We start from the raw sequence: 25,532 nt of genomic DNA, 5'->3' as shown, positions 1-25,532 counted from the left end.
CCTTACTCGGCTGAGTACGCTGGATCCCGACCTCGAAGAACGACCCGTTGCACGCCGCTCATCGACCACCCAACTGGGGGTCGAGGGGTCGCAGGTTCCGGCCTCCGGCGTTTCCGCACTGCCCGGCGTCAGCCAGATGTCAATCGCCGCCGTCGAGGTCGGCGCGTCGGCGGAGCACCCGCAGCTCGTCGCCACGGAACTCCATCTCGTACAGCTTGCCCCGCGCGTTGTCGAAGGGGCGGTGGACAACCAGCATCAGCCGGCCGTCGAACGTGTGGAAGAGCATGCCGTGACCGCTGTCGTCGCGGACCAACGGCCGGTGCTGCTGCCACGGTCCGGTGAGGGTGCCGGACTTCGAGGTGGCGTAGGTCTGTACATAGCCGCCGCTGATGTTCCCGTCCCGGCCGACGACGTTCTTCTCGTACGTCGACCACAGCATGATCAGAGACCCGTCAGGGGTGCGGTGGAGCTGAGGGCCGTCGGTGACATAGGGCGGGAGCTGGTTCGGCAGGCCGGCGGGGAGCTCCTCGGTGAGCCAGAACGCGTCCGAGCCCTTGAACAGGAAGACGGGATCTCCGATCGTCCGGGACAGGTCCGGGGCCAGCCGGATCGCCTCCATGGTTCCGTCGATGGTCTGCAGCCACTCGTGCGCGTACACCATCCACGGCTGTCCGGACGGGTCGACGTAGAGCGTGCCGTCGAGGGTCATGAGGTTCTCGGGCGGGGTGGGGCGTGAGGGGTCGACGACAGTGAACGGGCCCAGCAACGATGAGGAAACCGCCGTGATCGTGCCGCGCATGTAGGCCGGGACCTGGAACGGCGTACCCCACTGGTTGGGCGCGGGCACCAGAAGCGGCCTGTCCTTGTTGTGCAGCGTGGTGAACAGGTAGTACTTGCCGTCCCATTCGTGCACCTCCGGCGCCCATCCGCCGTCGGTCGCCCATATCTCCTGCTGCTCGGCAGCCAGGAAGACCACGACGGGGCGCGTCCAGTCACGCAGATCATGGCTGAGGTAGACCATCGTGCCGGTGCCGTCCACGCCCGATACGGACGGGTCGTTGGACGTGTAGAGGTGGTAGGCGCGGGTGCGCGGGTCGGCTACGACGAACGGATCGTGCAGCGGCATGTCGGGAAGCCGCATCGGTTCGGTGTCGGGGGCAGCCATCGTCGAAGAATACGTCGAACCCCTGTACGGCAGGCCGTTGGCCGGGAAAAACGCTTGGACTGCGCGGGCGGCGACGCGGGACACTTCGCTATCTGAAGCATGTGCGTGTTCTGAAGCACGTGCGCGGCGGGGCTGCAGTACGACAACCACAGGGCTGGTATGGGATCGCCTCAATCGCGCGAGGATTCACCGGGCAAAGGGTCCGTGCTCCTCGCACTTCGCTATTACGGACGGGAGTTGGCCAGACTCCGGCGGCTGACGGTACCCGCGATGCTGCTCCCGGCGCTGGGCAACATCGGCATCAACTACATCGCGCCACTGGTCGTCGCGAAGCTCGTCGGCCGAATCGCCGACGACGACGGAATCACCGTCGCCGCGGCGCTGCCATACGTCCTCGGCTTCGCCGGAGTCCTGCTGCTCGCGGAGGTGCTGTGGCGCGTGGGCCTGCACTGCCTCAACCGCGTCGACGCCCGCGGCATCGAGCAGCTGTACGTGATCGGCATGGACGAGTTGTTCGCCAAGGACGCCGCCTTCTTCCACGACAACTTCGCCGGGTCGCTGACCAAGCGGGTCCTGAGTTTCGCCTCCCGGTTCGAGGAGTTCGTCGACACGCTGACGTTCCAGGTCGTGGGCAGCCTGGTGCCGCTCGTGTTCGGCTCGGTGGTGCTGTGGCGCTACGAACCGCTGCTTGTCGTCGGCCTGTTGGCGATGATCGCACTGACGGCGCTGTGCGTGGTGCCCCTCGTCCGTCGCCGCCAGCGAATCGTCGACAAGCGCGAGGAGGCCATCGCCCGGGTGTCGGGCCATGTCGCTGACAGCCTGATGAACATGGACACCGTCCGGGCGTTCGCAGCCGAGGAGCGTGAGGCCGCCGAGCACCGGTCCAGGGTCGCGGCGTCACGACGGCTCATGCTGAGGTCGTGGGACTACGGCAACCTGCGCATCGACACGCTGGTGGCGCCGCTGTCCGTGCTGACCAACGCCCTGGGCCTGTTGCTCGCGGTCACGCTCGGCGGGGGCGGGCACGGCGTGGAGGCGGTCGTGGTCGCGTTCACGTACTACACGAACGCCACGCGGATCATGTTCGAGTTCAACCAGATCTACCGCCGGCTGGAGAGCTCGATGACGGAGGCCGCGCAGTTCACCGAACTGCTGCTGACGTCACCGACGGTGCTCGACCCCGCGTCGCCGGAGACACTGCAGTCCCGGGCCGCCGACGTCCGCTTCGAGAACGTCACCTTCGCCCACGCGGGCGCGCAGCCGCTCTTCCAGGAACTCGACCTGGCGGTGCCCAGCGGGGCGAAGATCGGCCTCGTCGGCCGCTCCGGCGGGGGCAAGACCACGCTCAGCCGGCTGCTGTTGCGGATGACGGACATCGACGCCGGCCGGATCCTGATCGGGGGGCAGGACATCAGCCGGCTGCGCCAGGCGGATCTGCGCGGCCTGATCGCCTACGTGCCGCAGGATCCGGCGATGTTCCACCGCACGCTGCGGGACAACATCGCGTTCGCCCGGCCGGACGCCACCGACGCCGAGATCCGCCGGGCGGCGGAGGCGGCGCACGTCACGGAGTTCGCCGACGCGCTGCCGGAGGGCTTCGACACCATGGTGGGCGAGCGCGGAGTCAAGCTGTCCGGCGGACAGCGCCAGCGGGTCGCGCTCGCCCGGGCGATCCTGCGCGACGCGCCGATCCTGCTGCTCGACGAGGCCACCAGCGCCCTCGACTCCGAGAGCGAGATCCTTGTCCAGGAGGCCCTGTGGCGGCTCATGGAGGGGCGGACGGCGCTGGTGGTGGCGCACCGGCTGAGCACGGTCGCCACCATGGACCGACTCGTCGTCCTCGACCGCGGCCGGATCGTCGAGCAGGGCACACACCAGGAACTGCTCGCCACGGACGGCGCGTACGCGAAGCTGTGGCAGCACCAGTCGGGCGGCTTCCTGGACGACGCTGTCGATGACACCCCCGAGCGGGCCGACCTGCACTGAGCTCGGCCCCGGTGGGTAGGAGTGGCCCGGTTCACATGGCGCGAGCCGGGCCATACCGACACCATGGTGCGCGTCACCGGCAGGCTGAAGGGATCCATGATGTTCCGCAAGGTGCTGGTCGCCAACCGTGGTGAGATCGCGATTCGGGCGTTTCGTGCCAGCTATGAGCTGGGCGCGAGGACCGTGGCCGTCTTCCCGCACGAGGATCGCAATTCACTGCACCGGTTGAAGGCCGACGAGGCCTATGAGATCGGCCGGCCGGGCCACCCGGTGCGCGCCTACCTCTCCGTGGAGGAGATCGTCCGCGCGGCACAGCGGGCGGGCGCGGACGCGGTGTACCCGGGGTACGGGTTCCTGTCCGAGAACCCCGACCTGGCGCGCGCCTGCGAGGAGGCCGGCATCACGTTCGTCGGGCCGAGCGCCGACACACTGGAGCTGACCGGCAACAAGGCACGTGCGGTGGCCGCCGCCCGCGCCGCCGACGTACCGGTGCTGGGCTCCTCTGCCCCCTCCACCGACGTGGACGAGCTCGTCCGCGCCGCCGAGGACGTCGGCTTCCCGCTGTTCGTCAAGGCCGTCGCGGGCGGAGGAGGGCGCGGCATGCGGCGGGTCGAGGAGCCCGCCCTGCTGCGTGAGTCCATCGAGGCGGCGTCCCGTGAGGCGGCCTCCGCGTTCGGCGACTCCACGGTCTTCCTGGAGAAGGCCGTCGTCGAACCCCGTCATATCGAGGTGCAGATCCTCGCCGACGGCCAGGGCAACGTCATCCACCTCTTCGAACGCGACTGCTCGGTGCAGCGACGCCACCAGAAGGTGATCGAGCTGGCCCCCGCCCCGAACCTCGACCCGGAGCTGCGCGACCGCATCTGCGCCGACGCCGTGCGGTTCGCCCGGGAGATCGGCTACCGCAACGCGGGCACCGTGGAGTTCCTGCTCGACCGCGAGGGCAACCACGTCTTCATCGAGATGAACCCTCGCATCCAGGTCGAGCACACGGTGACCGAGGAGGTCACCGACGTCGACCTCGTGCAGTCGCAGCTGCGCATCGCCTCCGGCGAGACGCTGGCCGACCTCGGGCTCTCGCAGGAGACCGTCACCCTGCACGGTGCGGCACTGCAGTGCCGTATCACCACCGAGGACCCGGCCAACGGCTTCCGCCCGGACACCGGCAGGATCAGCGCCTACCGTTCACCAGGCGGCTCCGGCATCCGGCTGGACGGCGGCACCACCCACGCCGGTACGGAGATCAGCGCGCACTTCGACTCGATGCTGGTCAAACTCACCTGCCGGGGCCGCGACTTCGGGACCGCGATCAGCCGGGCCCGGCGGGCCGTGGCCGAGTTCCGCATCCGCGGTGTGGCCACGAACATCCCGTTCCTCCAGGCCGTGCTCGACGACGCGGACTTCAGGGCCGGCCGGGTCACGACGTCGTTCATCGAGCGGCGGCCGCACCTGCTCACGGCACGCCACTCCGCCGACCGCGGAACGAAACTGCTCACCTATCTCGCCGACGTCACCGTGAACAAGCCGCACGGTGAGCGGCCCGAGCTGATCGACCCGGTCAGCAAGATCCCGCCCCTGCCGAACGGGGAACCGCCCGCGGGCTCCCGGCAGCGGCTCGTCGAACTCGGGCCGGAGGGTTTCGCCCGGTGGCTGCGCGAGTCACCGACCATCGGCGTCACCGACACCACCTTCCGCGACGCCCACCAGTCGCTGCTCGCCACCCGGGTCCGCACCAAGGACATGCTCGCCGTCGCCCCCGTGGTGGCGCGGACCCTGCCCGAGCTGCTGTCCCTGGAGTGCTGGGGCGGCGCCACCTACGACGTCGCGCTCCGCTTCCTCGCCGAGGACCCCTGGGAGCGCCTGGCCGCGTTCCGCGAGGCCGTGCCGAACATCTGCCTGCAGATGCTGCTGCGCGGCCGCAACACCGTGGGCTACACGCCGTACCCGACCGAGGTGACCGACGCCTTCGTGCAGGAGGCCGCGGCCACCGGCATCGACATTTTCCGGATCTTCGACGCGCTCAACGACGTCGGACAGATGCGGCCCGCGATCGACGCCGTACGCGAGACGGGAACGGCGATCGCCGAGGTCGCCCTGTGCTACACATCCGACCTGTCCGACCCGTCCGAGCGGCTCTACACCCTGGACTACTACCTTCGGCTGGCCGAGCAGATCGTCGAGGCCGGTGCGCACGTCCTGGCCGTCAAGGACATGGCGGGCCTGCTGCGCGCTCCGGCCGCCGCGACCCTGGTATCGGCGCTGCGCCGCGAGTTCGATCTGCCGGTGCACCTGCACACCCACGACACCGCGGGCGGTCAGCTCGCCACCTACCTCGCCGCGATCCAGGCCGGCGCGGACGCGGTCGACGGCGCGGTGGCGTCGATGGCGGGCACCACCTCGCAGCCGTCGCTGTCGGGCATCGTCGCCGCGACCGACTACTCCGAGCGGCCCACCGGGCTGAGCCTGAAGGCCGTGGGCGACCTGGAGCCGTACTGGGAGAGCGTCCGCAAGATCTACGCACCCTTCGAGGCGGGCCTCGCCTCGCCGACCGGGCGGGTCTACCACCACGAGATCCCCGGCGGGCAGCTGTCCAACCTGCGCACCCAGGCGGTCGCGCTGGGCCTCGGTGACCGCTTCGAGGCGATCGAGGCGATGTACGCCGCCGCCGACCGGATCCTCGGCAGGCTGGTGAAGGTCACCCCTTCGTCGAAGGTGGTCGGAGACCTCGCACTCCACCTGGTGGGCGCCGACGTCTCCCCGGCGGACTTCGAGGCGACGCCGAACAGGTTCGACATCCCCGACTCCGTCATCGGCTTCCTGCGCGGCGAACTGGGCAACCCGCCCGGCGGCTGGCCGGAGCCGTTCCGCACCAAGGCACTGGAGGGCCGCGCCGCACCCAAGCCCATGGCGGAACTGACCGCGGACGACCGTACGGGGCTGGCGAAGGAGCGGCGGGGGACGCTCAACCGGCTGCTGTTCCCCGGGCCGACGCGCGAGTACGAGACGCACCGTCAGACCTACGGCGACACCAGCGTGCTGGACAGCAAGGACTTCTTCTACGGGCTGCGTCCCGGGAAGGAGTACGCCGTCGACCTCGAACCGGGCGTACGGCTGCTCATCGAGCTGGAGGCCGTGGGCGAGGCCGACGAACGCGGTATGCGCACCGTGATGTCCACGCTGAACGGCCAACTGCGGCCGATCCAGGTGCGCGACACCGCCGTGTCCTCCGACATCCCGGCGACGGAGAAGGCGGACCGGGCCAACCCCGGGCATGTTGCCGCTCCGTTCGCCGGGGTGGTGACCCTAGCCGTCGCCGAGGGGGACGAGGTGGCGGCCGGCGCCACGGTGGCCACCATCGAGGCGATGAAGATGGAAGCCGCGGTCACCGCCTCGAAGGCCGGGAAGGTGACGAGGCTGGCCATCAACAGGATCCAGCAGGTGGAGGGCGGCGACCTGCTCGTCGAGATCGCCTGATTCCGGGGCGTCCCGGTTCCCGAGCAACGGCGACAGCCTCTCGGGAGCCGCGGACCAAGCGCAAGGAGGGCCGGTGGAACACCACCGGCCCTCCCGTGTGAGCAGGGCTTCTACATCAGTTGGGGTTTCTATTGTCCGCTCTGTTCAGGACAGGCGGCCGACATGGGCCAGGGCCTGCTTGAGGAGGACTCCCTGACCGCCCGGCATCTCGTTCTGGACCACGGGGGAGGAGGCCTCCTCCGGGCTGAACCAGACCAGGTCCAGGGCATCCTGGCGAGGGCGGCAGTCGCCGGCCACCGGGACGATGTAGGCGAGGGACACCGCGTGCTGGCGCGGGTCGTGGAACGGGGTGACCCCCAGTGTCGGGAAGTACTCCGCGACGGTGAAGGGCTGTGGGGAGGCCGGGACCCGGGGCAGCGCCACCGGGCCGAGGTCCTTCTCCAGGTTGCGCAGGAGGGCGTCGCGCACCCGCTCGTGGTGCAGGACGCGGCCCGACACCAGAGCGCGGCTGACCGTGCCGTCCGATCCGATGCGCAGGAGCAGGCCGATGCTGGTGACTTCGCCGTTGTCGTCGACGCGCACCGGTACGGCTTCGACGTACAGAATCGGCATCCGTGCGCGAGACTGCTCGAGCTCGTCGGGTGCCAGCCAGCCGGGCGTGGTTTCGATCATGTCAGACATTGGCTGATCGTACTTTCAACTCGTCCTGTTTCTGCATAGCTGCACCACGTCGAACGCGCCACATCCGGGTGACCCGCCGCTCTCACGTCTCGGGGTGCGCGTGTCCGTTCTGCCATGCCCAGGCCGCGATCTCCACCCGGTTCCGCGCCGCCAGTTTCACCTGCACGCTCGACAGATGCGTCTTGACCGTGGAGAGGGAGACGTACAACGAGGCGGCGATCTCGGCGTTGGTACGGCCGAGGGCGACCAGTCGGACCACGTCGAGCTCCCGGTCGGTGAGCGGTTCCCTGAGCGTCACCGCGGAGACCGGGGGCGGCGGCGGGCCCGTCGGGCGTGACTCGGCGGCCTGCGGAGCGGTGATGTGCTGGAGCAGACGGACGGTGATCGACGGCGACACCAGGGAGTCACCGGCCGCGGCGGCCCGTACTGCCTCCGCGAGCAGGGTGGGCCCCGAGTCCTTGAGCAGGAACCCGCAGGCGCCGCCGCGCAGTGCCCCGTACACGTACTCGTCGAGGTCGAAGGTGGTGACCACGACGACCCGCATGGGGTCGGCGACACCGGGGCCGGCCAGCAGCCGGGTCGCCTCCAGGCCGTCGAGCCTGGGCATCCGGATGTCCAGCAGGCACACGTCGGGACGCTCACTGCGGGCCAGCGCCACGGCCTCCTCGCCGTCGGCGGCCTCGGCGACCACGGTGATGTCGGGCTGGGCGTCCAGGAAGAAACGGAAGCCTGTACGGACCATTTCCTGGTCGTCCGCGATCAGGACACGGATCGGGGGACTGGGCGGGGCGGGGGTCATGGCTCGATCATGCCTCAGGGGTGGGAGGGGAGGGTGGCGGGGAGATGGGCCGAGGAGGGGGAAGGGGCCGGCGTCCGGTCGACGGCCGTCTCCTTCCCGTCGTCGGCCGTCCTGTCGTCCTTCGTACTCAATCCGCCGTCTGCGTCGCGTCCTCCGTGACGGCCCGCAGCAGTGGCCTGCTCGCTCCGATCGCCGCGAACATGGCCAGCCCGCCCACCGTCACGCACACCGCCAGGGTCACCGCACCGGAGGTGCTGATCGTGCTGTCGAACAGCTTGTTGACCTGGAAGGCGGCATAGATGCCGGCGGCAGTGGTGCCGCCGGCGAGGACGACCAGTGGGAGGGCCGTCTCGCGGAACCTGGCCCGGTCGAGGAGCTTCAACGGGGTGCCGGCCAGCCGCAGCAGGGCGTAGACGCGTCGCCGGTCGAGCACGTTCGCGGCGGCGGTAAGCCCGGCGGAGGCGGTCGCGACGAGGAAACTGACCGCGAGGGCGGCGGTGCCGAGTTCGCCCAGCCGGCCTGTGAAGGCCTGGTACTCGGCGTTGACGTAGTCCTGGGTGTACGGGAGCTGGCCGGGCACCAGATCCGACAGGGCGGTGACCGCGGTGTCGAGTTGCGAGGTGCCGCCGGAGACATGGACGACCACTCCGGGGGTACCGATCAGTATCCCGTCGTCGTCGCCGTCGCTCGCGGTGACGGTCGCCTTCACCCCGGCCGCGTGGAGCAGCGTACGGGCCTCGGCGGTGGCGGTGCGGGCCGTGGCGGTGCTCGTGGTGGGTACGGCGACCTGACCAGGGAATTGGTAGTCCTGGATGCCCACGTTGCCCACGGTGAAGAACCCGGCCACGAAGCCGGCGAGGACCAGCCCGCTGACGGTGCGCCAGGAGCCGCGCGGGTCGTCGCTGAGCCGGCGCGCCGCCAGCAGGGTCGCCGGACGGCGGGCGAATCGGGCCGTGATCCGGCCGAGTTGGTCGACGACCCACGGGCCGACCAGCCAGAAGGCGCCGTAGAACATGAGCAGCATCGCGAGTAGCTGACGGGAGCCCGCGTCGCCCGAGGAGGCCGTCACGTAGATATAGAGCAGGACCGCCACGAAGAGGAGCAGGCGGATGAGCCGGGTGCGGCGCGGGTTCGCCTGCTGGGCCACGCCCAGCGGCGAGGTCGCCACCTGGCGCAGCGTCGTCATGGCGCTCACCGCGATGAGGCCGGCCAGGAACGCCACGATCCCCAGCAGCCAGGGCAGCCCCACCCACAGCCGACCGGTGTACCAGCTGCCGATACCGAACGGGATCTGCGCGAGCGCGGGCAGCAGCAGACAGTAGGCCAGCGCGCCCGTCAGGGCCCCGACCGCGCCGACTACCGCCGACTCCAGGCCGGTCATCGCGAGGATCTGGCGCGGCGTCGCCCCCGCCAGCCGCAGCGCGGCGAGCCGTTGCTCACGCCGGGCCGCACCGAGCCGTCCGGCAGCGGCCGCGAGCACGATCACGGGGACGGCGACGATCGCCACACCGATCGACACCGCGGGCTTGTCCGCCAACGTGAACACACTGGCCTCGGTGCCGTCGAAGCCGGAGACCACCGCGCGTGCGCTCTGACCGCTGAGCTCGCTGAACATGCCGAGCGGTTCGGCCGCGGTGGACACCGCCGGGTCGGACGCGCCCTTCCCCACGACGGCCACGAGCTCCTCGGGCGCCGCGAGACCGGCGTCGCCGATGGTGCCGTACGAGGACACCTTCGGGAAGCGGTCGGCGAGGCGATTCGCCGGCGTCCTGTGCAGCAGGTCGGCCAGGGCGGGCGAGACGTACACCTGCCCGGGCTTCGGGAACCCACTCAGTCCCGGGGGCGCCGGAGTCGCCTTGCGGCCGGGCAGCTGGGCCAGCGACACGACGGTGATCGGTTGGTTGCCGAGGTAGGTCGTGCCGAGCGTCTGTACGGCGGTGCCGTGCCGGTCGGGGGCAGGGGTGCGCCAGGCGGTGTCGTGGGCGCGGGCGCCGCTGCCGAAGTAGGCGGCCGTCAGCATCAGCAGGATCAGCGCGCCGACGGCCGCGGCGCCGGCCGCCAGCAACTGGCTGTGCAGGCCGCGGCGGCCGGAACGGCGCGCGAGGAACCACGTCAACTGTGGGACGGGCGAGGACATGAGGGCTCCGGGGGCGATCGGGAAGTGCGGAGAAGGCCGTGATCGGGCAGGCGTGAGGACAGGGGAATTGCCGGGAAGGGACGGGACGGCCGGTGAGCAGGGGGCCGGACGGAGGCTGAGGGGAGTGGGCGCGCGGAGTCGCCGGCGGTTCGCGGGGGTGAAGGGGGCGGCCCGTGGCAGAGGTGGAGGAACGGGAGGGAGCAGTGACAGCAGGAGGTCAGCGTGGCGGAATCGGCTTGCCGGGCAGGGCGTCGCAGCGGCGGGCCGTGGGCTCAGGGCGCCACGGTGTACTGGTCGTGGCCCGTTATACGGCCGTCGCGGACCTGGAGGACGCGGTCGCAGTGGGCGGCGACGTCCGGGTCGTGCGTGACCATCACCAGGCAAGCGCCCTGCTCACGGGTGACCGAGGTCAGCAGCCGGATGACCTCCTCGCTGGTGACCTGGTCCAGCGCTCCGGTCGGTTCGTCGGCGAAGACCACGTCGGGTTGGACGACCAGGGCGCGGGCTATCGCGACGCGCTGGGCCTGACCGCCGGACAGCTGACCGGGGCGGCGCTTCTCCAAACCGTCGAGGCCGAGCGGGGCGAACCAGCGACGGGCGAGGGAGACGGCCCGGCCACGGGGCATGCCGTCCAGCATCAGCGGCAGCGCGATGTTCTCCTCGGCGGGCAGTTCGGGCAGCAACTGGCCGAACTGGAAGACGAACCCGAACCGCTTGCGACGCAGTTCGCTCAGCCGGTTCTCGCCCAGTTGGTCGATACGCTCGCCGTGCAGCAGCACCTCGCCGCCGTCCGGACGGACGACTCCGGCCAAGGTGTGCAGAAGGGTCGATTTACCGGACCCCGACGGACCCATGATCGCCAGCGACTCGCGGACGCCGACCTCCACGTCCACGCCGTGCAGCGCGACGGTGGAGCCGTACTTCTTGACGAGGCCGAGACCGGCCAGGACGGTGCTCATGATCTTCTCGTTCTCCTCAGTCTCCCCGCCGCTGCTCAGCGCTCGAACTTCCAGGTCACGGAGGTGCCCGTCGCCTTGACCACCGTCACCGGTATGTCGATGTCCTTGCCCTTGCCGGTGCGACCCGTGCACGTGATGCGCGCGCCGGCCACGGCCTTCAGACCGGTCGGGCAGGACACCTGGGAGACCTTCGTGCCCACCCAGGGGAGTGGGTGGAACTTGCTCTGGGCGCGGCCCGCGACGATGTTGGCCGACAGTGCCTTGTGGCCGTCCACCGTGACCGTCGTGTGCGTGTCCAACGAAGTCGTCGACTCGGTGCCCGCGAGCAGATAGGTTCCGACGCCGGACAGAGCGACCGCGGCGGTCGCACCGCCGATCACGCTGATGAGGGCCTTGCGCTGCATCTCGTACTCCTGAAGGTGAGGCGTGGCGGGAAGTGGCTCCACTCTGTCCTGGGGGCACGGGTGCGCGCCTCGGCCGTCCGGCCACCCTTCACGGATCCGGCCTCGGCCTTTCGGCCGATCCGGCCGTGGCCGGCCGCGCATACGGTGATTCGCATGAGATCGGATTCGCCCCGCAGCTGCGCCCGGGCTTTCGTCGTCACGCTCCTGGTCATGGCCGGGTTGCTCGATGTGCTCAACGCGGACGACAGCGGCTACGCGCTCTGGCCCCACATGGTCGTCCTGGTCCTCGGGTTCGCCGCGCTGCTGTGGCCGGCCCGGCGGCGGCCTGAGTGGCTCACCCCGCAGCTGCGCACGGGCGCACCGGCCGTGGCCTCGCTGCTGTTCACGGTCGGCTCGCTGCTGTTGAGCCGGCAGGCCCCGTTCGGTCCGGGGGAAACAGTCGTCCTGCTGAGTCTGTTGTTCATCGCGGTACGGCACTGTCCCCAGCCCTGGGCCGTGGTCTGTGGTGTCCTGAACGGCGCCGCGCTGCTCGGCACGCCCGCGCGCTTCTACCAGGACGACAGTTCCAACCTGCTGGGCTTCATGGTGCTGGCGCTCGTCCTGATCGGCCTCGTCGGCGCTCTGGCCGCGTTCCTGCGCACGCAGGACTACCGGCGGGCTGTGGCAGTCGTCGAGACCCGGCGGGCGGAACGGGTGGCGATCGCCGCCGACCTGCACGACTTCGTCGCCCACCATGTCACCGGGATCCTCGTCCAGACCCAGATGGCCCGCATGATGGCGACCACCCGGCCGGAGGGTCTGGACGGCGTACTGGCGGGCATAGAACGCGCGGCCACGGAGGCCCTGGCGTCGATGCGCCGAACCGTCGGGGTGCTGCGCGACACCGGCCCGGACGCCGCAGACCGCCGGCCCGTCGGTGACCTCGCCGGCATCGCGGAACTGACGGACGGCTTCGCGAGCCCGGTCCAGCACGTCACCCTCGACCGCGACCCCGCCGTGCCCGACGATCTCCCGCACGAGGTGCAGGCCGCCGCGTTCCGGGTGGTGCAGGAAGCGCTGACGAACGTACGACGGCACGCGGCCGACGCCACCCGGATCACCGTCCGGCTCCGCCACGACGGCCGCCGACTGGAGGTGGAAGTGACCGACGACGGCCGGGGTGGCACCCAGCTCCCGGCCGCCGCTCACGGCGGTGGCTTCGGCCTGGTCGGCCTCACGGAACGCGTCACGGCCCTGGGCGGGGCCCTGCGCGCGGGGCCACCGGCCGGGCAGACCCAGGGGTGGGAGGTACGGGCGCTCTTCCCCACGGCGAAGGTATGACGCGGCGGAGTTCTCTGGTGGCACGGTCGAGATCTGCTGTTCAATGTCACTGCACATCAGGAGCGAACCGAGAGTGAATCGGCAGCGAGAGGAGCCGCCCGTGCCATCCGCCGTCGTGCCGCCCGTCGGGGCGCGGATCCGGCAGGCGCGCCTCGAACGAGGGGTGAGCCTGCGTGGGCTCGCGCGCGAGATCGGGGTCTCCGCCAGCCTCGTCTCCCAGATCGAGACAGGCAAGAGCCAGCCGTCCGTCAGCACGCTGTACGCGATCACCACGGCCCTCGCCATCTCCGTCGAGTCGCTCTTCGACGCCTCGGCGGACACTGCGCGGGAATCCCCGTCGGCCGCCGGCGCCACGGTGATGCACGCCCTCGCCGCGTTCGCCGCCGACCCCGGCCGGAGGATAGGACCACTGGTGGGGACGGGTGAGCGGGAGACGATCGAGCTGGACAGCGGAGTGGCGTGGGAGCGGCTCGGACATGTTCCGGGTACGGATGTCGACTTCCTGCTGGTGACCTACCGGCCCGGCGGTTCGTCGTCGAGCGGCGGCGGGCTGATGCGGCACGCGGGCACCGAGTACGGCTATCTGACCGCCGGTGAACTGGTCCTCACTCTCGGCTTCGACGAGCATGTGCTGCGCCCCGGAGACGCGGTGTGCTTCGAGTCGACGACCCCGCACCGGTACCGCAACGACAGCGCGGAACCGGCCGTCGGTGTGTGGTTCGTGTTCAGTCAGAGTGTTCAGTAGAGGTTGACACTCGCGCTCTGGAGTCGTTCACTCCGAAGTGGGGGTGGTCGCCATGGCGATCCGCACTTTCGGACCCAATGCCGTCGACTGGGAACAGCGCGTCGACCTGGAACGGCTGCGCAGGGAGCGGCTGGCCAGGCTCCACCAGACCCTGAACCGGTCCGAGCTGGGCGCCGTGCTCAGCTTCGACTTCGCCAACATCCGCTACATGACATCCACCCACATCGGCACGTGGGCCATGGACAAGCTGATCCGCTTCGCGCTGCTGGTGCGCGGCGGTGAACCGGTCCTCTGGGACTTCGGCTCCGCCGCCCGCCACCACCAGCTCTACAATCCCTGGCTCGACTACAGCGACGGCAAGGACGGCCCGCCCACCGGCGCCCGCGCCGGGATCTCCACACTGCGCGGCGCCTTCCACCCGGACGCGGGCATCGCCGAGGACGTGGCCCGCAAGATCGCCACTGAGCTGCGCGCCCACGGGCTGGCGAACGAACCACTCGGCGTCGATCTCGCCGAGATGCCGATCCTCATGGCGCTGCGCGCCGAGGGCATCGACGTCGTCGACGGCCAGCAGGTCTTCCTCGAGGCCCGCCGCACCAAGACCCCGGACGAGATCTCCCTGCTCACCCAGGCCTGCGCGATGGTGGACGCGGCCTACGAGGAGTTGTACGGGTACCTTCGCCCCGGCGTCCGCGAGAACGAGTGCGTCGGACTCGTCAGCAAGGTCCTGTACGACCTCGGCAGTGAGTACGTCGAAGGCGTCAACGCCATCTCCGGGGAACGTTGTTCACCCCACCCGCACGTCTTCAGCGACCGCCTGATCCGCCCCGGCGACCCCGCCTTCTTCGACATCCTGCACAGCCACCTCGGCTACCGCACCTGCTACTACCGCACCTTCGCCGTCGGCAGCGCCTCCTCGGCCCAGCGCGACGCGTACGTCCGCTGCCGGGAGTACATGGACGAGGCCATCGCCCTGGTCCGGCCGGGCGCGACCACCGCCGACATCGTCCGGGTGTGGCCGCGTGCCGAGGAGTTCGGCTTCCCGGACGAGACGGCCGCCTTCGCGCTGCAGTACGGCCACGGGGTCGGTCTGTCGATCTGGGAGAAGCCCATCTTCAGCCGCCTGGTCTCCCTCGACCACCCCGAAGTCCTCGAAGAGGGAATGGTGTTCGCCCTGGAGACCTACTGGCCGGCCGCCGACGGCTGGTCGGCGGCGCGCATCGAGGAGGAGATCGTCGTGACCGCCGACGGCTGCGAGGTCATCACCAAGTTCCCGGCCGAGGAACTCCTGGTGGCTGGCCGCAAGTACTGGACGGTCGGCGGCGAACTCAACACCCGACGCGAGGCCCAGTCCCATCTCAACACCCGGAAGAACGGCGGCGGGTGATGGTCACCCGGGACGAACTCCTCACCCTGTACGAGCAGATGGCCGTCATCCGCCGTACGGAGAAGGCCGCGCACGACCTGTTCCTGTCCGGGCTGGTCAAGGGCACCACCCATCTCGCCGCCGGTCACGAGGCGATCGCCGTCGGCGCGAGCGCCGCCCTGCGCGAGGACGACTACGTCTTCGCCACCTACCGGGGCCACCACCACGCCCTGGCGCGCGGCGCCACACCCGAGGAGTGCCTCGCCGAGCTGATGAGCCGCGCCACCGGGCTCTGCAAGGCCAAGGGCGGCTCCATGCACCTCACCAAGGCGTCCGCCGGCATGCTCGGCTCGTACGCGATCGTCGGCGCCCATCTCCCCATGGCGGTCGGCGCCGCCTGGTCGGCCCGGCTGCGGGGAACCGACCAGCTCGCGGTCGCCTTCTTCGGTGACGGAGCGACCAACATCGGCGCCTTCCACGAGGCGCTCAATCTGGCCGCCGTATGGAAACTGCCCGTGCTCTTCATCTGCGAGAACAACCTGTACATGGAGTACACGGCGATCGCGGACGTCACAGCGGTGCCCCGGCCGGCCGCCGACCGGGCCCCGGCCTACGGCATTCCGGGCGAGGTGGTCGACGGCAACGACGTGGTGCTCGTCCAGGAGGCGGTCGACCGGCTGGCGCGGCGGGCCCGGGCAGGAGACGGGCCCGCCCTCCTGGAGGCCGAGACCTACCGGCACTACGGTCACAGCCGCGCCGACCCGGCCACCTACCGGCCCGCCGAGGAGGTCGAACGCTGGCTCAAGCACGACCCGTTGGACCTCGCACGCGGACGGCTCGCCGAAATGGGCGTGCCGGAGGAGGAGTTGACGTCGATCGACGAGCGGGCAACCGCCGTCGTACGGGCGGCAGCCGAGGCGGCGAAGGCGGCCCCCGCGCCCGATCCGGCCGAGGCGCTGACCGACGTATGGGCGGACGGAGGTGCGGCATGGCGGACCTGATGGTCACTCAAAAGGCGGCTGCACAACGGCAGATCACCTATCGCGAGGCGGTCGCCGAGGGTATCGCGCGGGAGATGCGGCGCGATCCGGCGGTCGTGTGTCTGGGGGAGGACATCGGGGAGGCCGGCGGGGTGTTCAAGACGACCGCCGGGCTGTTCAAGGAGTTCGGGCCCGGGCGGGTGTGGGACACGCCCATCTCCGAGCAGGCCATCGTGGGCGCGGCGATGGGCGCCGCCATGACCGGAATGCGACCGGTCGCCGAGATCATGTTCTCGGACTTCCTGGCCTGTTGCTGGGACTACCTGGCCAACGAGATACCGAAAGTACGGTACATGACGGGTGGTCAGGTGACCGTGCCGCTCGTCGTCCGCACCGCGAACGGCGGTGGCCTCGGCTTCGGGGCGCAGCACTCCCAGGCCACCGAGAACTGGGCGTTCACCGTGCCCGGGCTGAAGATCGCGGCACCCTCGACGCCGGCCGACGTCATCGGCATGATGGCGTCCGCGATCCGTTGCGACGACCCCGTGATCTTCTTCGAGCACAAGGGGCTGTTCGCGAGCAAGGGCGACCCCGCGCCGCCGGACCATGTGGTGGAACTGGGGAAGGCGGCCGTCGTCCGCGAGGGCGCCGACATCACGCTCGTGGCCCTAGCCTCGATGGTCCCGGTCGCGCTTGCCGCCGCCGAACGGCTGGCCCGGGAGGGCATCGACGCGGAGGTCGTCGACCTGCGGTGCCTGGTACCGCTGGACGTCAGCACCGTTCTCGCCTCGCTGGGCAGGACCTCGCGACTTACCATCGTGGAGGAGAACCCGTACCAGGGCGGATGGGGCGCGACGCTCGTGTCCGTCGTCGCTGACGAGGGGTTCGGACTGCTCGACGCGCCGGTGCGGCGGGTGGCGGGGGAGTGCGTCCCGCTGCCGTTCGCCGACGCGCTGGAGGAGCGGGTCATCCCCACCGTGGACAAGGTCGTGACGGCCGTACGCGAGCTCTCGGCCTACTGAAAGCCGTACCAACTCTCCCTGGGAGGAAGGGCGATGACCGATCGACTGCTTCTGCGCTCCGGCCATGTGATCTCCATGGACCCCGACATCGGTGAACTGCCCCAGGGTGACGTCCTGATCGAGGACGGGAACATCACGGCGGTCGAGCGCGAGATCAGCGCGGACGCCGAAGTGCTCGACATGGCGGGCCGCATAGTGATCCCCGGCTTCGTGGACACGCACCGCCACACCTGGGAGGCGCCGATTCGCGGCTGCGCGCCCGATGCCACCCTCGACGACTACTTCGTGGACGTCCTCGACACCTTCGCCCCCGTCTACACCCCCGAGGACGTGTACGCGGGCAACCTCGCGGGCGCGCTGGAATGCCTCAACGCCGGTATCACCACCCTGGTCGACTGGTCCCACATCAACAACACCCCCGAGCATCCCGACGCTGCCGTACGGGCCCTCACGGAGACCGGAATCCGCGCCCAGTACGCCTATGGCAGCGCCAACACATCCCTCTCCGACTACTGGTTCGAGAGCAAGATCGCGATTCCGGGCGACGACGTACGACGCATCCGCTCCAAGTACTTCGCCTCGGACAGCGGTCTGTTGACGATGGCGCTGGCCACGCGCGGGCCCGGCTTCTGCACCAACGACGTCGTCACCTCCGAATGGGCCCTCGCCCGTGAACTGGACATCCCGATCACCGTGCACGTCGCCATGGGCCGGCTGGCCGGCCGCTTCGGCATGGTGAAGCAGCTCCACGAACTGGGCCTGCTGAGCTCCGACACCACCTACATCCACTGCTGTTACCTCAGTGAGGAAGAGTGGCGGATGGTCGCCGACAGCGGCGGTACGGTGTCGATCGCGCCGCAGGTCGAGACCCAGATGGGGCACGGCTGGCCGCCCGTGATGAAGGCGATCGAGCACGGACTGCGGCCGTCGCTCAGCATCGACGTCGTCACCACCGTGCCCGGCGACATGTTCACCCAGATCCGCGCGGCCTTCGGCGCCGAACGCGCCCGTGTGAACGCCGAGTGCTGGCAGGCCGATGTCCCCGTCCCCGCAACGATGTTGACGGCACGTCGGATGCTGGAGCTGGCAACGGTCAACGGAGCCCATGTCGCGGGCCTCGAACACCGCACCGGCTCCCTGACCCCCGGTAAACGCGCCGACGTCGTCGCACTCGACGCAACAGCACTGAACATGGCCCCGGTGCACGACGCCACCGCGGCGGTGACCCTGTCGGCGGACGTCTCCAACGTCGAGACGGTCATCGTCGACGGCGCCGTCCTCAAGCGTGACGGGAAGCTGCTCGCCGACACCGGACGGGCCCGGCGGCTCGTCGAGGAGTCCCGTGACCGGCTGTTGGCGGCGAAGGCGGAACAGGCGGCGAGGCGCGAGGGATGACGGACTTCGTGGTGCGGCGCGCCGCGGACGCGCCGCAACTCCCGTACGACAGCGGTGGGTTCCGGCGTCGCACGGTCATCGGGGAGGAGGGCGGGAGCGTACACACCGGCTTCGGGCTCTGCGAGTTGCGGCCGGACGGGATGGTGGGCGCCCATGTGCACTCGTACGAGGAGAGCTTCCATGTGCTCGACGGGAGCGTGATCCTGGATGTGCCTGAGGGCTCGTACCTCCTGGAAGAGGGCGACTACGGACTCCTCCCCACAGGCGTACCGCACGCTTGGCGCGGTACGGGCGGCCTCAACTCCATTGACATGGCTGCTCGTTGGGCCGACATGCTCGCGCCCGTGCCGCGCGCCCGGTACGGGTACGACACCTGGTCCGTGCCCGCGCTGCCGGAGCGCGACCCCGTCCGGATCGACGTACGCGACCCGCGCACCCGGTCGTTCGGCCACTTCGAGCCTGCTCAGATGGACCCCGGCAAGCAGTCCCAGGACCTGCTGGCCGTGTCCGCGAGCATGCGCACCGCGCTGCTCGTCTACAGCGGGATCACCGTGAAGATGATGGTCGACAGCGACCTGGGCGCCGTCGCTTCGACGATGTTCATGGTGCAGTACGCGCCCGACGGCGTCGCCGGAACACACGACCACCCCTTCGAGGAGACCTACCTGATCCTCGAAGGCGTGGTCGACGCCACCTTCGACGGCGAACGCCACCGGCTCGGCCCCGGCGATGCCGCCTGGGCGGGCGCAGGTTGTGTGCACGGCTTCACCAACGCCGGTGACGGGCCCGTCCGTTGGCTGGAGACACAGGCCCCGCAGCCACCGCCCCGCCACTCCTACCGGTTCACGCGGGACTGGGATCACCTGAAGGACGCACTGGGAGATATGAACGACGGGGAGGAACGGGCATGAGCAGTGTGGTCGTTGTCGGCGGTACGTCCGGAATCGGCCGTGAGTTCGCCCGTACCCGCGTCGAACGCGGCGACGACGTCGTCCTCACCGGCCGCGAGGCGCAGCGCGCGGACGCGGTGGCCAAGGAGATCGGCGCCCGGGGCCTGGCCCTCGACCTCTCGCGGCCCCGGGACATCGCCGCCGCGCTCGCCGACGTGGAGCGGGTCGACCATCTCGTCCTCGCGGGCGTCTCGCGGGACGAGAACCGGGTCACGGCGTACGACATCGAGGCGGCCCTCCATCTCGTCGGCTACACCGAGGTCGTGCACACCCTGAGTCCGCGTCTCCATGACGCCAGTGCCATCGTGCTGTTCGGCGGCCAGGCCAAGGAGCGGCCCTACCCGGGCGCGACGACGGTGGCGACCGTCAATGCCGGCGTGACCGGCCTCGTCCGTACCCTCGCCGTCGAGCTCGCGCCGATCCGGGTCAACGCCGTGCACCCGGGAGTCGTCGGCGACAGTCCCTACTGGCGCGACAAACCGGTGGGTGTGCTGGCCGGGCTGCGGGCCCGAACACCCGCCGGTCGACTCGCGACGATGGCCGACGTGGTGGACGCCGTGGACTTCCTGCTGCGCAACCGGTCCGTCAACGCGATCGACCTGAGCGTGGACGGGGGCTGGCTGCTCGGGTGAGGCGAGGCGAGGTGTGGAAGGCGGGACGGACTGAGGAGGGATCGGGTCAGTCGCCGCGGGTCACGTTCTCCGCCTCGAACATCCAGCGCTGCTTCTCCAGTTCGGCAGTGATGCCGATCAGCAGGTCCTGGGTCACCGGATCTGCCTCCGCCGTCGCCTCGACGCGCTTGCGCAGGCGCTCGATCGCTGTCGCCAGCGCCTCGACGAGAAGCTGCACGACCTCCGTGTCCTGTAGCCAGCCGTCCTTCGGGCCCTGGAACACGGAGGTCGAGGCGACGGTTTCGGGGCGGCCGTCCGGCGGCACGCCGAGCGCCGCCGAGCGCTCAGCGACCGTGTCGGAGAACGCGCGGGCCGCCGACACCACCTCGTCGAGGTGCAGATGGATCGAACGGAACCTCGGCCCCACGATGTTCCAGTGGGCCTGCTTCCCGATCAGTGACAACGCCAGCAGATCCACCAGAGTCTCCTGCAGGGCGTCGCCGGTGACCCGGCGCTCCGGCTCGGGCAGGCTGCTCTTCACGACGGTCATGGGGTTGCTCCTCCTCGTGACTCGGCCCGGACTCTCGCTACCGGACCCGTTCTCTCGCGGTACGGAGCAGTGCGGCGCGCTCGTCCTCGCAGGTGCCGCCCCACACGCCCGAGGTCTGACCGCTGCGCAGCGCCCAGTCCAGGCACTGCGGGGTCACCGGGCAGCGGGCGCACACGCGCTTCGCGGCGGTGATGTCCCGTACCGCCGGTCCCTTCGTGCCCACGGGGAAGAACAGTTCCGGGTCCTCTCCCGCGCAGGCTGCTCGCCGCAACCACTCCATGGGGACGCGGGTGCCCAGGTCGGATGGGCGGAAACGTGACGGAATCGGCCACTGGACGCGACGGAGAGCGATCAGTGGCCGGAGGGAGATGATCAGGCGGAGTGGAAGGCGATCACGAGAGTGATCATTCGGTCCGGGTCGCGAGGACCCGGTCCACGAAGGCGGTCAGTTCGGCGAAGACCGCTGCCTTGTTCGTCTCCAGGAAGACGTCGTGCCGGGCGCCGGGAAAGATCCGCTCGGTCCAGTCCGTGCCGCGCAGTTCCTCGACGCCGACGCGGCTCCCGGCGAGCGGCACGAGCCGGTCGTCGTCGCCGTGCAGCCACAGCAGCGGCAGCGGTCCGATGTCACCGCTCTTCGCCACGGTCTCCAGTGTCCGTACGAACGCCTCCAGCGTGGGCCGTTTCATCGGACCGTGCCAGACCAGCGGGTCCGCCGCGTACGCCGCCCGGACGGCGGGGTCGCGGGACAGCGCGGCCGGGTTGATGGGCCGGTCGGGGATCTCGTCGAGCTCCAGCAGCCGTTCCGGGAGGTCCCAGCTGCCGAGCACGGGCGCGGACAGGACGAGCGCGGCGAGTTCGTCACGGTACCGCTGTGCGAAGCGGGCCGCGATCAGGCCGCCGGTGGAGTGGCCGATCAGGACGACCGGTACGTCCGGATGGGCGCTCCGCGCGAGGGCGGCGACGGTGTGCAGATCGGTGACGACGTCCTCGAAGTCCACGATCACCGCCCGTTCGCCCGCCGACCTGCCGTGTCCCTGGTGATGGGGGCCGAGGACGGCGGCGCCGTGGGCCACGAGGACATCGGCGAGTTCCTCGTAGCGGCCCATGTGCTCGGCGTACCCGTGCGCGAGGAGGGCGAGGTAGCGGGGCGGTTGTTCGGTCGGACGGCCGAAATCACCGGGATCACTTCGGGCGGGACGGGGCCACTCTTGGACGGTGATCGTGCCCCGGGTGCCGGTCAGGACGTACTCGCGGGACTCGGCCATGGCTTCTCCGGCTGCGTCGTTGAAGGTGTGCGTGGTGTGCGTGGTGTGCGTGGTGTGTGTGGCGTGCGGGGGTGTGCGGGGTCTGCGTGGATCTTCCCAGGGGGCGGGCGACCGGTCCACGGTGACGCGTCGGTGTGGTTGGGGGCCACCTGGCGAGACGGTCCTTATGGTCGCAGTTAGGTGGGCATAGCATCGGTGTCCGCATGAACACGATGACGCTCTGGCACATAACGCACTGGGAATTCGCCGCGCTCGCCGCCGCTGCGGTGCTTGTCGGCTTTTCCAAGACCGCTGTCAGCGGGGCCAACACGGTCAGTCTGGCGATCTTCGCGGCTGTCCTGCCCGCCCGCGAGTCCACCGGCGTGCTGCTGCCGATCCTGATCGCGGGCGATGTACTCGCCGTCCTGACCTACCGCAGGCACGCTCACTGGCCGACCCTGTGGCGGTTGTTCCCGGCGGTCGCGGTGGGCGTGGTCATCGGCACGGTGTTCCTGGTGTGGGCGGACGACGAGGTGGTCCGGACCTCGATCGGGGCGATCCTGCTGCTGATGGCCGGGGTGACGGTGTGGCGCCGGCGGCGGGCGGAGGCGGAGTCCGAGGACGACGAACCGGATGCGGTGAGTACACCGGCCGGGCGCCTCAAGGCTCGCTCGTACGGTGTACTGGGCGGCTTCACGACGATGGTCGCCAACGCGGGCGGTCCGGTCATGTCGATGTATCTCCTGTCCGCCGGCTTCCGGAAGTTGGGCTTTCTGGGAACGTCGGCGTTCTTCTTCCTGATCGTGAACGTCTCAAAGGTCCCCTTCAGCGCCGGCCTCGGCCTGATCGACGGCCATTCGCTGCTGCTTGACGCGGCACTCGTGGCGTTCGTGGTCCCCGGTGCGTTTCTCGGCAAATGGGCTGTGAACCGAATCAACCAGCGACTGTTCGAGCAGTTGGTGATCGCGGCGACGGTGGTGGGCGGAGCGCAGTTGCTGCTGCGCTGATCAGCGGCCGTCCGGGTGTCGGCTCGCGCTGAGCGTGGCCCGGATCCGGTCGGCGGCGCGCAGCACCTCGTCCCGGTTCCTGGCGCTCTTGATCCATACCGGTAGCCGGGCTACCAGGGTCATCTTCCGGCCGGTGTCGTCGTACCAGGGCGCCCGCTCGCGCAGGGAGGCCGCGACGAACTGCCTGATATTGGTCAGGTGTTCGAGGTTGTACGCCCACAGCCAACCGTGGCGGGTCACCGTCTGCAGCCACAGATGGGCGCCGAAATACGGGTCGCGCGCCGGTACGGCCGTGCTGACCGAGAGATCGACCGACCCGCCGCACCACGTACGGGACAGACCGCAGCCGCCGCACACCAGGCGCCGGGCGCGAAGGTTCGGCCTGTGAGGGTTCCGCTGGACGTGCGCGGGCCGCTCACAGCGTGGACAGCGCACCAGGATCGAGCCGAGGAAGTCGTACACGGTGCTGCGGGGATCGTGGAAGCGAACCGGGGCCGGGGACATGACAGGAGTATGGGTGTGGCCCGAGTGACGGGGCACCTGGTTTCTCCCGCGCGATGACGGACTTCCGTAGGCGACACCAGGTACCTGACACCTGGCCCTCCCTCCCACGTGCCGCCGGCTACGAACCGGACGTGCCTCCGCCCGTTCCCGCCAGTGCCGCGGGCCGGTTCGGCAGGCTGCTGCTGAGGTCCTCCACCAGGAGGCGTTTGGAGATGGCGTCGACCGCGGTGCGCAGGTCTTCGCCCGAGGGGCGGCCGAGGTCCTGTTCCACTCGTCCGGCCAGCCAGGAGCCCCAGGCCTTGCCGATCACCTCGGCCTCGCGGGTGCCCGCCTCGGTGTGGGAGAAGAAGGAGCCGGCACGGGTCAGGTAGCCCTCCTCGACCATGCGGTCGAAGACCGGGACCAGTACCTCGGGCGGCATGTGACGGCGGGCGGCGATCAGGCCGAGGCCGGCGTGACCGACCATGCGGGTGAACAGCTCGACCTGCATCACCGCCCAGGCGCCCGCGATGTCGAGCCGGGTGTCGGAGTCGCTGACGATCCGACGCGCGGTGTCCAGATCCGTACTGCCGATGATCTTGCCCACGGACGCTTCCAGCAGGCGCCGCGAGTCCGCGCCGGCCGGCGTCGCGAACCCGTCGCCCATGTCCGTCGACGCCATGCGCGCACTGTCGCGCAACTGGACCTGCTTGAGGAACAGGGCGACGACGAAGCCGAGGAGCGCGACCGGCACGGTCCACAGGAAGACGGTCTGGATGGTGTCCGCGTACGCGTCGACGATCGGCTTGGCCGCCTCGGTGGGGAGATTGTGCAGGCCCTCCGGGCTTGTTGCCGCCCTGGTGATGGTGGCCTGGTCCGACGCGCCCGTGCGGGCCGCCGCGGCGATGCCCTCGGAGAGGTTCGGGGTCAGGGAGTTGGTGTAGAGCGTGCCGAAGACGGCGGTGCCGAACGAACTGCCCAGCGTACGGAAGAAGGTGACGCCGGAGGTCGCCGTGCCGAGGTCGGCGTACTCGACGGTGTTCTGCACGGCGATCGTCAGCACCTGCATGCCCAGGCCGATACCGGTGCCGAGGACGAACATGTACAGCGAAGCGAGCCAGGCGCTGGTCGACGCGTCCATGAGGGAGAGGAGGTACAGGCCCACCCCCATCACCGCCAGGCCGACGACCGGGAAGTAGCGGTACTGGCCGGTCTTGCTGACCACGTTGCCGCTGAAGACGGACGCGATCAGCAGGCCCAGCACCATGGGGAGGGTCCGGACACCGGACACCGTCGCCGAGTCGCCGTCCACGTACTGGAGGAAGGTCGGGAGGTACGTCATCGCGCCCAGCATCGCGAAGCCCACGATGAAACTGAGGATCGAGCAGACCGTGAACACGGGGTTGCCGAACAGCCGCATGGGCAGCATCGGTTCGGCCGCGCGCGACTCGGCCCAGCAGAACAGGCCGAGCGAGACCGCGCCGCCGACGAACAGCGCGATAATGACCCCGGACCCCCACGCGTACTGGTTGCCGCCCCAACTCGTCGCCAGGATCAGTGAGCTGGCGCCGATCGCCACGAAGGCGATGCCCAGATAGTCGATGACCGGCCGCACCGCCGACTTCACCACCGGAATGGTGCGGGCCGCCGCGACGACGACCAGGATCGCGATCGGAACGTTCACGTAGAACGCCCAGCGCCAGGTCAGGTGGTCGGTGAACAGACCGCCGAGCAGCGGCCCGATGACCGTCGCCACACCGAACACGGCACCGATCGCGCCCTGGTACTTGCCGCGCTCCCGCAGTGGGATGACGTCCGCGATCAGGGCCATCGCCGTGACCATCAGCCCGCCCGCGCCGACCCCCTGCATGGCCCGCCAGGCGATCAGCAGCGTCATGTTCGTGGCGAGCCCGCACAGAAACGAACCGGTGATGAAGACGATCGCCGAGACCTGGAAGACCACCTTGCGGCCGAACAGGTCCCCGAACTTGCCGACCAGCACCGTGGCCACGGTCTCCGCCAGCAGATACGACGTCACCACCCACGACATGTGCTCGGCCCCGCCCAGGTCCGACACGATCGTCGGCAGGGCTGTGCCGACGATCGTCTGGTCCAGGGCCGCCAGCAGCATGCCGAGCATGATCGTGACGAAGACGACGTTGCGGCGGCGGGAGTCCAGCACGGGTGGTTGCGCGGCGGTGGGCGGCGCGGTGTCCTCGGCGACTGTCACGAGGTCACGATCACACCGGTGATA

Annotated in this window: 22 protein-coding genes; 11 read left to right on the top strand and 11 right to left on the bottom strand. The window is 70.0% G+C overall.

Features of this window, described 5'->3' with window-relative positions; translation table 11 throughout:
* Positions 1-139 precede the first annotated feature (139 nt).
* A complete protein-coding gene (locus OG734_RS05690) occupies positions 140-1,165 on the bottom strand; it encodes a glycoside hydrolase family 43 protein (RefSeq protein WP_330286357.1) in 1,026 nt (341 codons plus the stop codon).
* A 159-nt stretch (positions 1,166-1,324) separates the two neighbouring features.
* On the opposite strand from OG734_RS05690, the gene OG734_RS05685 reads away from it, so the two are divergent.
* Together OG734_RS05685 and OG734_RS05680 are read left to right on the top strand one after the other, a co-directional pair.
* The gene (locus tag OG734_RS05685; protein WP_330286356.1) at positions 1,325-3,151 is read left to right on the top strand and encodes an ABC transporter ATP-binding protein; all 1,827 of its coding nucleotides are present in this window, start codon (positions 1,325-1,327) and stop codon (positions 3,149-3,151) included.
* A gap of 99 nt (positions 3,152-3,250) precedes the next feature.
* A complete protein-coding gene (locus tag OG734_RS05680) occupies positions 3,251-6,625 on the top strand; it encodes a pyruvate carboxylase (RefSeq protein ID WP_330293575.1) in 3,375 nt (1,124 codons plus the stop codon).
* A 144-nt stretch (positions 6,626-6,769) separates the two neighbouring features.
* Here the strand turns inward: OG734_RS05680 and OG734_RS05675 are convergent, their stop codons facing one another.
* The 5 genes from OG734_RS05675 to OG734_RS05655 form a co-directional block, all read right to left on the bottom strand.
* Entirely contained in the window at positions 6,770-7,297 is a 528-nt protein-coding gene (locus tag OG734_RS05675; RefSeq protein ID WP_330293574.1) for an NUDIX hydrolase family protein, read from the bottom strand.
* Positions 7,298-7,388: 91 nt separating this feature from the next.
* The gene (locus tag OG734_RS05670; RefSeq protein ID WP_330286355.1) at positions 7,389-8,105 is read right to left on the bottom strand and encodes a response regulator transcription factor; all 717 of its coding nucleotides are present in this window, start codon (positions 8,103-8,105) and stop codon (positions 7,389-7,391) included.
* Positions 8,106-8,232: 127 nt separating this feature from the next.
* Positions 8,233-10,242 carry an ABC transporter permease gene (locus tag OG734_RS05665; RefSeq protein ID WP_330286354.1) on the bottom strand — a complete coding sequence of 670 codons (2,010 nt, stop codon included), beginning with the start codon at positions 10,240-10,242 and terminating at the stop codon, positions 8,233-8,235.
* Between the two features lie 272 nt (positions 10,243-10,514).
* Positions 10,515-11,201, bottom strand: a complete 687-nt coding sequence (locus OG734_RS05660) for an ABC transporter ATP-binding protein (RefSeq protein WP_330286353.1) — start codon at positions 11,199-11,201, stop codon at positions 10,515-10,517.
* A 35-nt stretch (positions 11,202-11,236) separates the two neighbouring features.
* Positions 11,237-11,605, bottom strand: coding sequence for a DUF4333 domain-containing protein (locus OG734_RS05655; RefSeq protein WP_330286352.1), 369 nt, complete (start codon positions 11,603-11,605; stop codon positions 11,237-11,239).
* 153 nt (positions 11,606-11,758) lie between these two features.
* Between OG734_RS05655 and OG734_RS05650 the strand changes: the two genes are divergently transcribed.
* The 8 genes from OG734_RS05650 (at position 11,759) to OG734_RS05615 (ending at position 20,015) form a co-directional block, all read left to right on the top strand.
* Positions 11,759-12,925, top strand: a complete 1,167-nt coding sequence (locus OG734_RS05650; protein ID WP_330286351.1) for a sensor histidine kinase — start codon at positions 11,759-11,761, stop codon at positions 12,923-12,925.
* A gap of 100 nt (positions 12,926-13,025) precedes the next feature.
* Positions 13,026-13,670 carry a helix-turn-helix domain-containing protein gene (locus tag OG734_RS05645; RefSeq protein ID WP_330286350.1) on the top strand — a complete coding sequence of 215 codons (645 nt, stop codon included), beginning with the start codon at positions 13,026-13,028 and terminating at the stop codon, positions 13,668-13,670.
* A gap of 52 nt (positions 13,671-13,722) precedes the next feature.
* Positions 13,723-15,057, top strand: coding sequence for a M24 family metallopeptidase (locus tag OG734_RS05640; protein WP_330286349.1), 1,335 nt, complete (start codon positions 13,723-13,725; stop codon positions 15,055-15,057).
* Entirely contained in the window at positions 15,057-16,037 is a 981-nt protein-coding gene (locus tag OG734_RS05635; RefSeq protein ID WP_330286348.1) for a thiamine pyrophosphate-dependent dehydrogenase E1 component subunit alpha, read from the top strand. Before OG734_RS05640 ends, OG734_RS05635 begins: the two co-directional genes overlap by 1 nt.
* A complete protein-coding gene (locus OG734_RS05630; protein WP_330286347.1) occupies positions 16,025-17,038 on the top strand; it encodes an alpha-ketoacid dehydrogenase subunit beta in 1,014 nt (337 codons plus the stop codon). The genes OG734_RS05635 and OG734_RS05630 overlap by 13 nt, the downstream gene beginning before the upstream one ends.
* A gap of 33 nt (positions 17,039-17,071) precedes the next feature.
* Positions 17,072-18,433 carry an amidohydrolase family protein gene (locus OG734_RS05625; RefSeq protein WP_330286346.1) on the top strand — a complete coding sequence of 454 codons (1,362 nt, stop codon included), beginning with the start codon at positions 17,072-17,074 and terminating at the stop codon, positions 18,431-18,433.
* Positions 18,430-19,344, top strand: coding sequence for a cupin domain-containing protein (locus tag OG734_RS05620; RefSeq protein WP_330286345.1), 915 nt, complete (start codon positions 18,430-18,432; stop codon positions 19,342-19,344). The genes OG734_RS05625 and OG734_RS05620 overlap by 4 nt, the downstream gene beginning before the upstream one ends.
* The gene (locus OG734_RS05615) at positions 19,341-20,015 is read left to right on the top strand and encodes an SDR family NAD(P)-dependent oxidoreductase (RefSeq protein ID WP_330286344.1); all 675 of its coding nucleotides are present in this window, start codon (positions 19,341-19,343) and stop codon (positions 20,013-20,015) included. Before OG734_RS05620 ends, OG734_RS05615 begins: the two co-directional genes overlap by 4 nt.
* Before the next feature lie 46 nt (positions 20,016-20,061).
* Here the strand turns inward: OG734_RS05615 and OG734_RS05610 are convergent, their stop codons facing one another.
* The 3 genes from OG734_RS05610 to OG734_RS05600 all read right to left on the bottom strand — a co-directional run bounded on the left by OG734_RS05610 (position 20,062) and on the right by OG734_RS05600 (position 21,809).
* Positions 20,062-20,544, bottom strand: coding sequence for a Dps family protein (locus OG734_RS05610; protein ID WP_330286343.1), 483 nt, complete (start codon positions 20,542-20,544; stop codon positions 20,062-20,064).
* A 37-nt stretch (positions 20,545-20,581) separates the two neighbouring features.
* A complete protein-coding gene (locus tag OG734_RS05605; RefSeq protein ID WP_330286342.1) occupies positions 20,582-20,824 on the bottom strand; it encodes a WhiB family transcriptional regulator in 243 nt (80 codons plus the stop codon).
* A 124-nt stretch (positions 20,825-20,948) separates the two neighbouring features.
* Positions 20,949-21,809, bottom strand: a complete 861-nt coding sequence (locus tag OG734_RS05600) for an alpha/beta hydrolase (RefSeq protein WP_330286341.1) — start codon at positions 21,807-21,809, stop codon at positions 20,949-20,951.
* Positions 21,810-22,012: 203 nt separating this feature from the next.
* Here OG734_RS05600 and OG734_RS05595 point away from each other — a divergent pair, with 203 nt between their 5' ends.
* Complete coding sequence (locus OG734_RS05595) at positions 22,013-22,795, top strand: sulfite exporter TauE/SafE family protein (protein WP_330286340.1); 783 nt, start codon at positions 22,013-22,015, stop codon at positions 22,793-22,795.
* Here OG734_RS05595 and OG734_RS05590 read toward each other — a convergent pair whose 3' ends face one another.
* Both OG734_RS05590 and OG734_RS05585 read right to left on the bottom strand, forming a co-directional pair.
* Positions 22,796-23,299, bottom strand: coding sequence for a hypothetical protein (locus OG734_RS05590; protein ID WP_330286339.1), 504 nt, complete (start codon positions 23,297-23,299; stop codon positions 22,796-22,798). It abuts the gene before it with no gap.
* Positions 23,300-23,417: 118 nt separating this feature from the next.
* The gene (locus OG734_RS05585; protein ID WP_330286338.1) at positions 23,418-25,508 is read right to left on the bottom strand and encodes an MDR family MFS transporter; all 2,091 of its coding nucleotides are present in this window, start codon (positions 25,506-25,508) and stop codon (positions 23,418-23,420) included.
* Positions 25,509-25,532 lie beyond the last annotated feature (24 nt).

It is taken from the genome of Streptomyces sp. NBC_00576, from assembly GCF_036345175.1.
Classification (GTDB): Bacteria; Actinomycetota; Actinomycetes; order Streptomycetales; family Streptomycetaceae; genus Streptomyces.
The sequence above is the reverse complement of the archived record's forward strand: the minus strand, read 5'-3'. Positions and strand labels throughout refer to the sequence as shown.

What these genes read in the sequence shown, in the direction of transcription:
- OG734_RS05690 (WP_330286357.1), bottom strand. Translation starts at nt 1,165, where the DNA reads ATGGCTGCCCCCGACACCGAACCGATGCGGCTTCCCGACATGCCGCTG.
- OG734_RS05685 (WP_330286356.1), top strand. Translation starts at nt 1,325, where the DNA reads ATGGGATCGCCTCAATCGCGCGAGGATTCACCGGGCAAAGGGTCCGTG.
- OG734_RS05680 (WP_330293575.1), top strand. Translation starts at nt 3,251, where the DNA reads ATGTTCCGCAAGGTGCTGGTCGCCAACCGTGGTGAGATCGCGATTCGG.
- OG734_RS05675 (WP_330293574.1), bottom strand. Translation starts at nt 7,297, where the DNA reads ATGATCGAAACCACGCCCGGCTGGCTGGCACCCGACGAGCTCGAGCAG.
- OG734_RS05670 (WP_330286355.1), bottom strand. Translation starts at nt 8,105, where the DNA reads ATGACCCCCGCCCCGCCCAGTCCCCCGATCCGTGTCCTGATCGCGGAC.
- OG734_RS05665 (WP_330286354.1), bottom strand. Translation starts at nt 10,242, where the DNA reads ATGTCCTCGCCCGTCCCACAGTTGACGTGGTTCCTCGCGCGCCGTTCC.
- OG734_RS05660 (WP_330286353.1), bottom strand. Translation starts at nt 11,201, where the DNA reads ATGAGCACCGTCCTGGCCGGTCTCGGCCTCGTCAAGAAGTACGGCTCC.
- OG734_RS05655 (WP_330286352.1), bottom strand. Translation starts at nt 11,605, where the DNA reads ATGCAGCGCAAGGCCCTCATCAGCGTGATCGGCGGTGCGACCGCCGCG.
- OG734_RS05650 (WP_330286351.1), top strand. Translation starts at nt 11,759, where the DNA reads ATGAGATCGGATTCGCCCCGCAGCTGCGCCCGGGCTTTCGTCGTCACG.
- OG734_RS05640 (WP_330286349.1), top strand. Translation starts at nt 13,723, where the DNA reads ATGGCGATCCGCACTTTCGGACCCAATGCCGTCGACTGGGAACAGCGC.
- OG734_RS05635 (WP_330286348.1), top strand. Translation starts at nt 15,057, where the DNA reads ATGGTCACCCGGGACGAACTCCTCACCCTGTACGAGCAGATGGCCGTC.
- OG734_RS05630 (WP_330286347.1), top strand. Translation starts at nt 16,025, where the DNA reads ATGGCGGACCTGATGGTCACTCAAAAGGCGGCTGCACAACGGCAGATC.
- OG734_RS05625 (WP_330286346.1), top strand. Translation starts at nt 17,072, where the DNA reads ATGACCGATCGACTGCTTCTGCGCTCCGGCCATGTGATCTCCATGGAC.
- OG734_RS05620 (WP_330286345.1), top strand. Translation starts at nt 18,430, where the DNA reads ATGACGGACTTCGTGGTGCGGCGCGCCGCGGACGCGCCGCAACTCCCG.
- OG734_RS05615 (WP_330286344.1), top strand. Translation starts at nt 19,341, where the DNA reads ATGAGCAGTGTGGTCGTTGTCGGCGGTACGTCCGGAATCGGCCGTGAG.
- OG734_RS05610 (WP_330286343.1), bottom strand. Translation starts at nt 20,544, where the DNA reads ATGACCGTCGTGAAGAGCAGCCTGCCCGAGCCGGAGCGCCGGGTCACC.
- OG734_RS05605 (WP_330286342.1), bottom strand. Translation starts at nt 20,824, where the DNA reads ATGGAGTGGTTGCGGCGAGCAGCCTGCGCGGGAGAGGACCCGGAACTG.
- OG734_RS05600 (WP_330286341.1), bottom strand. Translation starts at nt 21,809, where the DNA reads ATGGCCGAGTCCCGCGAGTACGTCCTGACCGGCACCCGGGGCACGATC.
- OG734_RS05595 (WP_330286340.1), top strand. Translation starts at nt 22,013, where the DNA reads ATGAACACGATGACGCTCTGGCACATAACGCACTGGGAATTCGCCGCG.
- OG734_RS05590 (WP_330286339.1), bottom strand. Translation starts at nt 23,299, where the DNA reads ATGTCCCCGGCCCCGGTTCGCTTCCACGATCCCCGCAGCACCGTGTAC.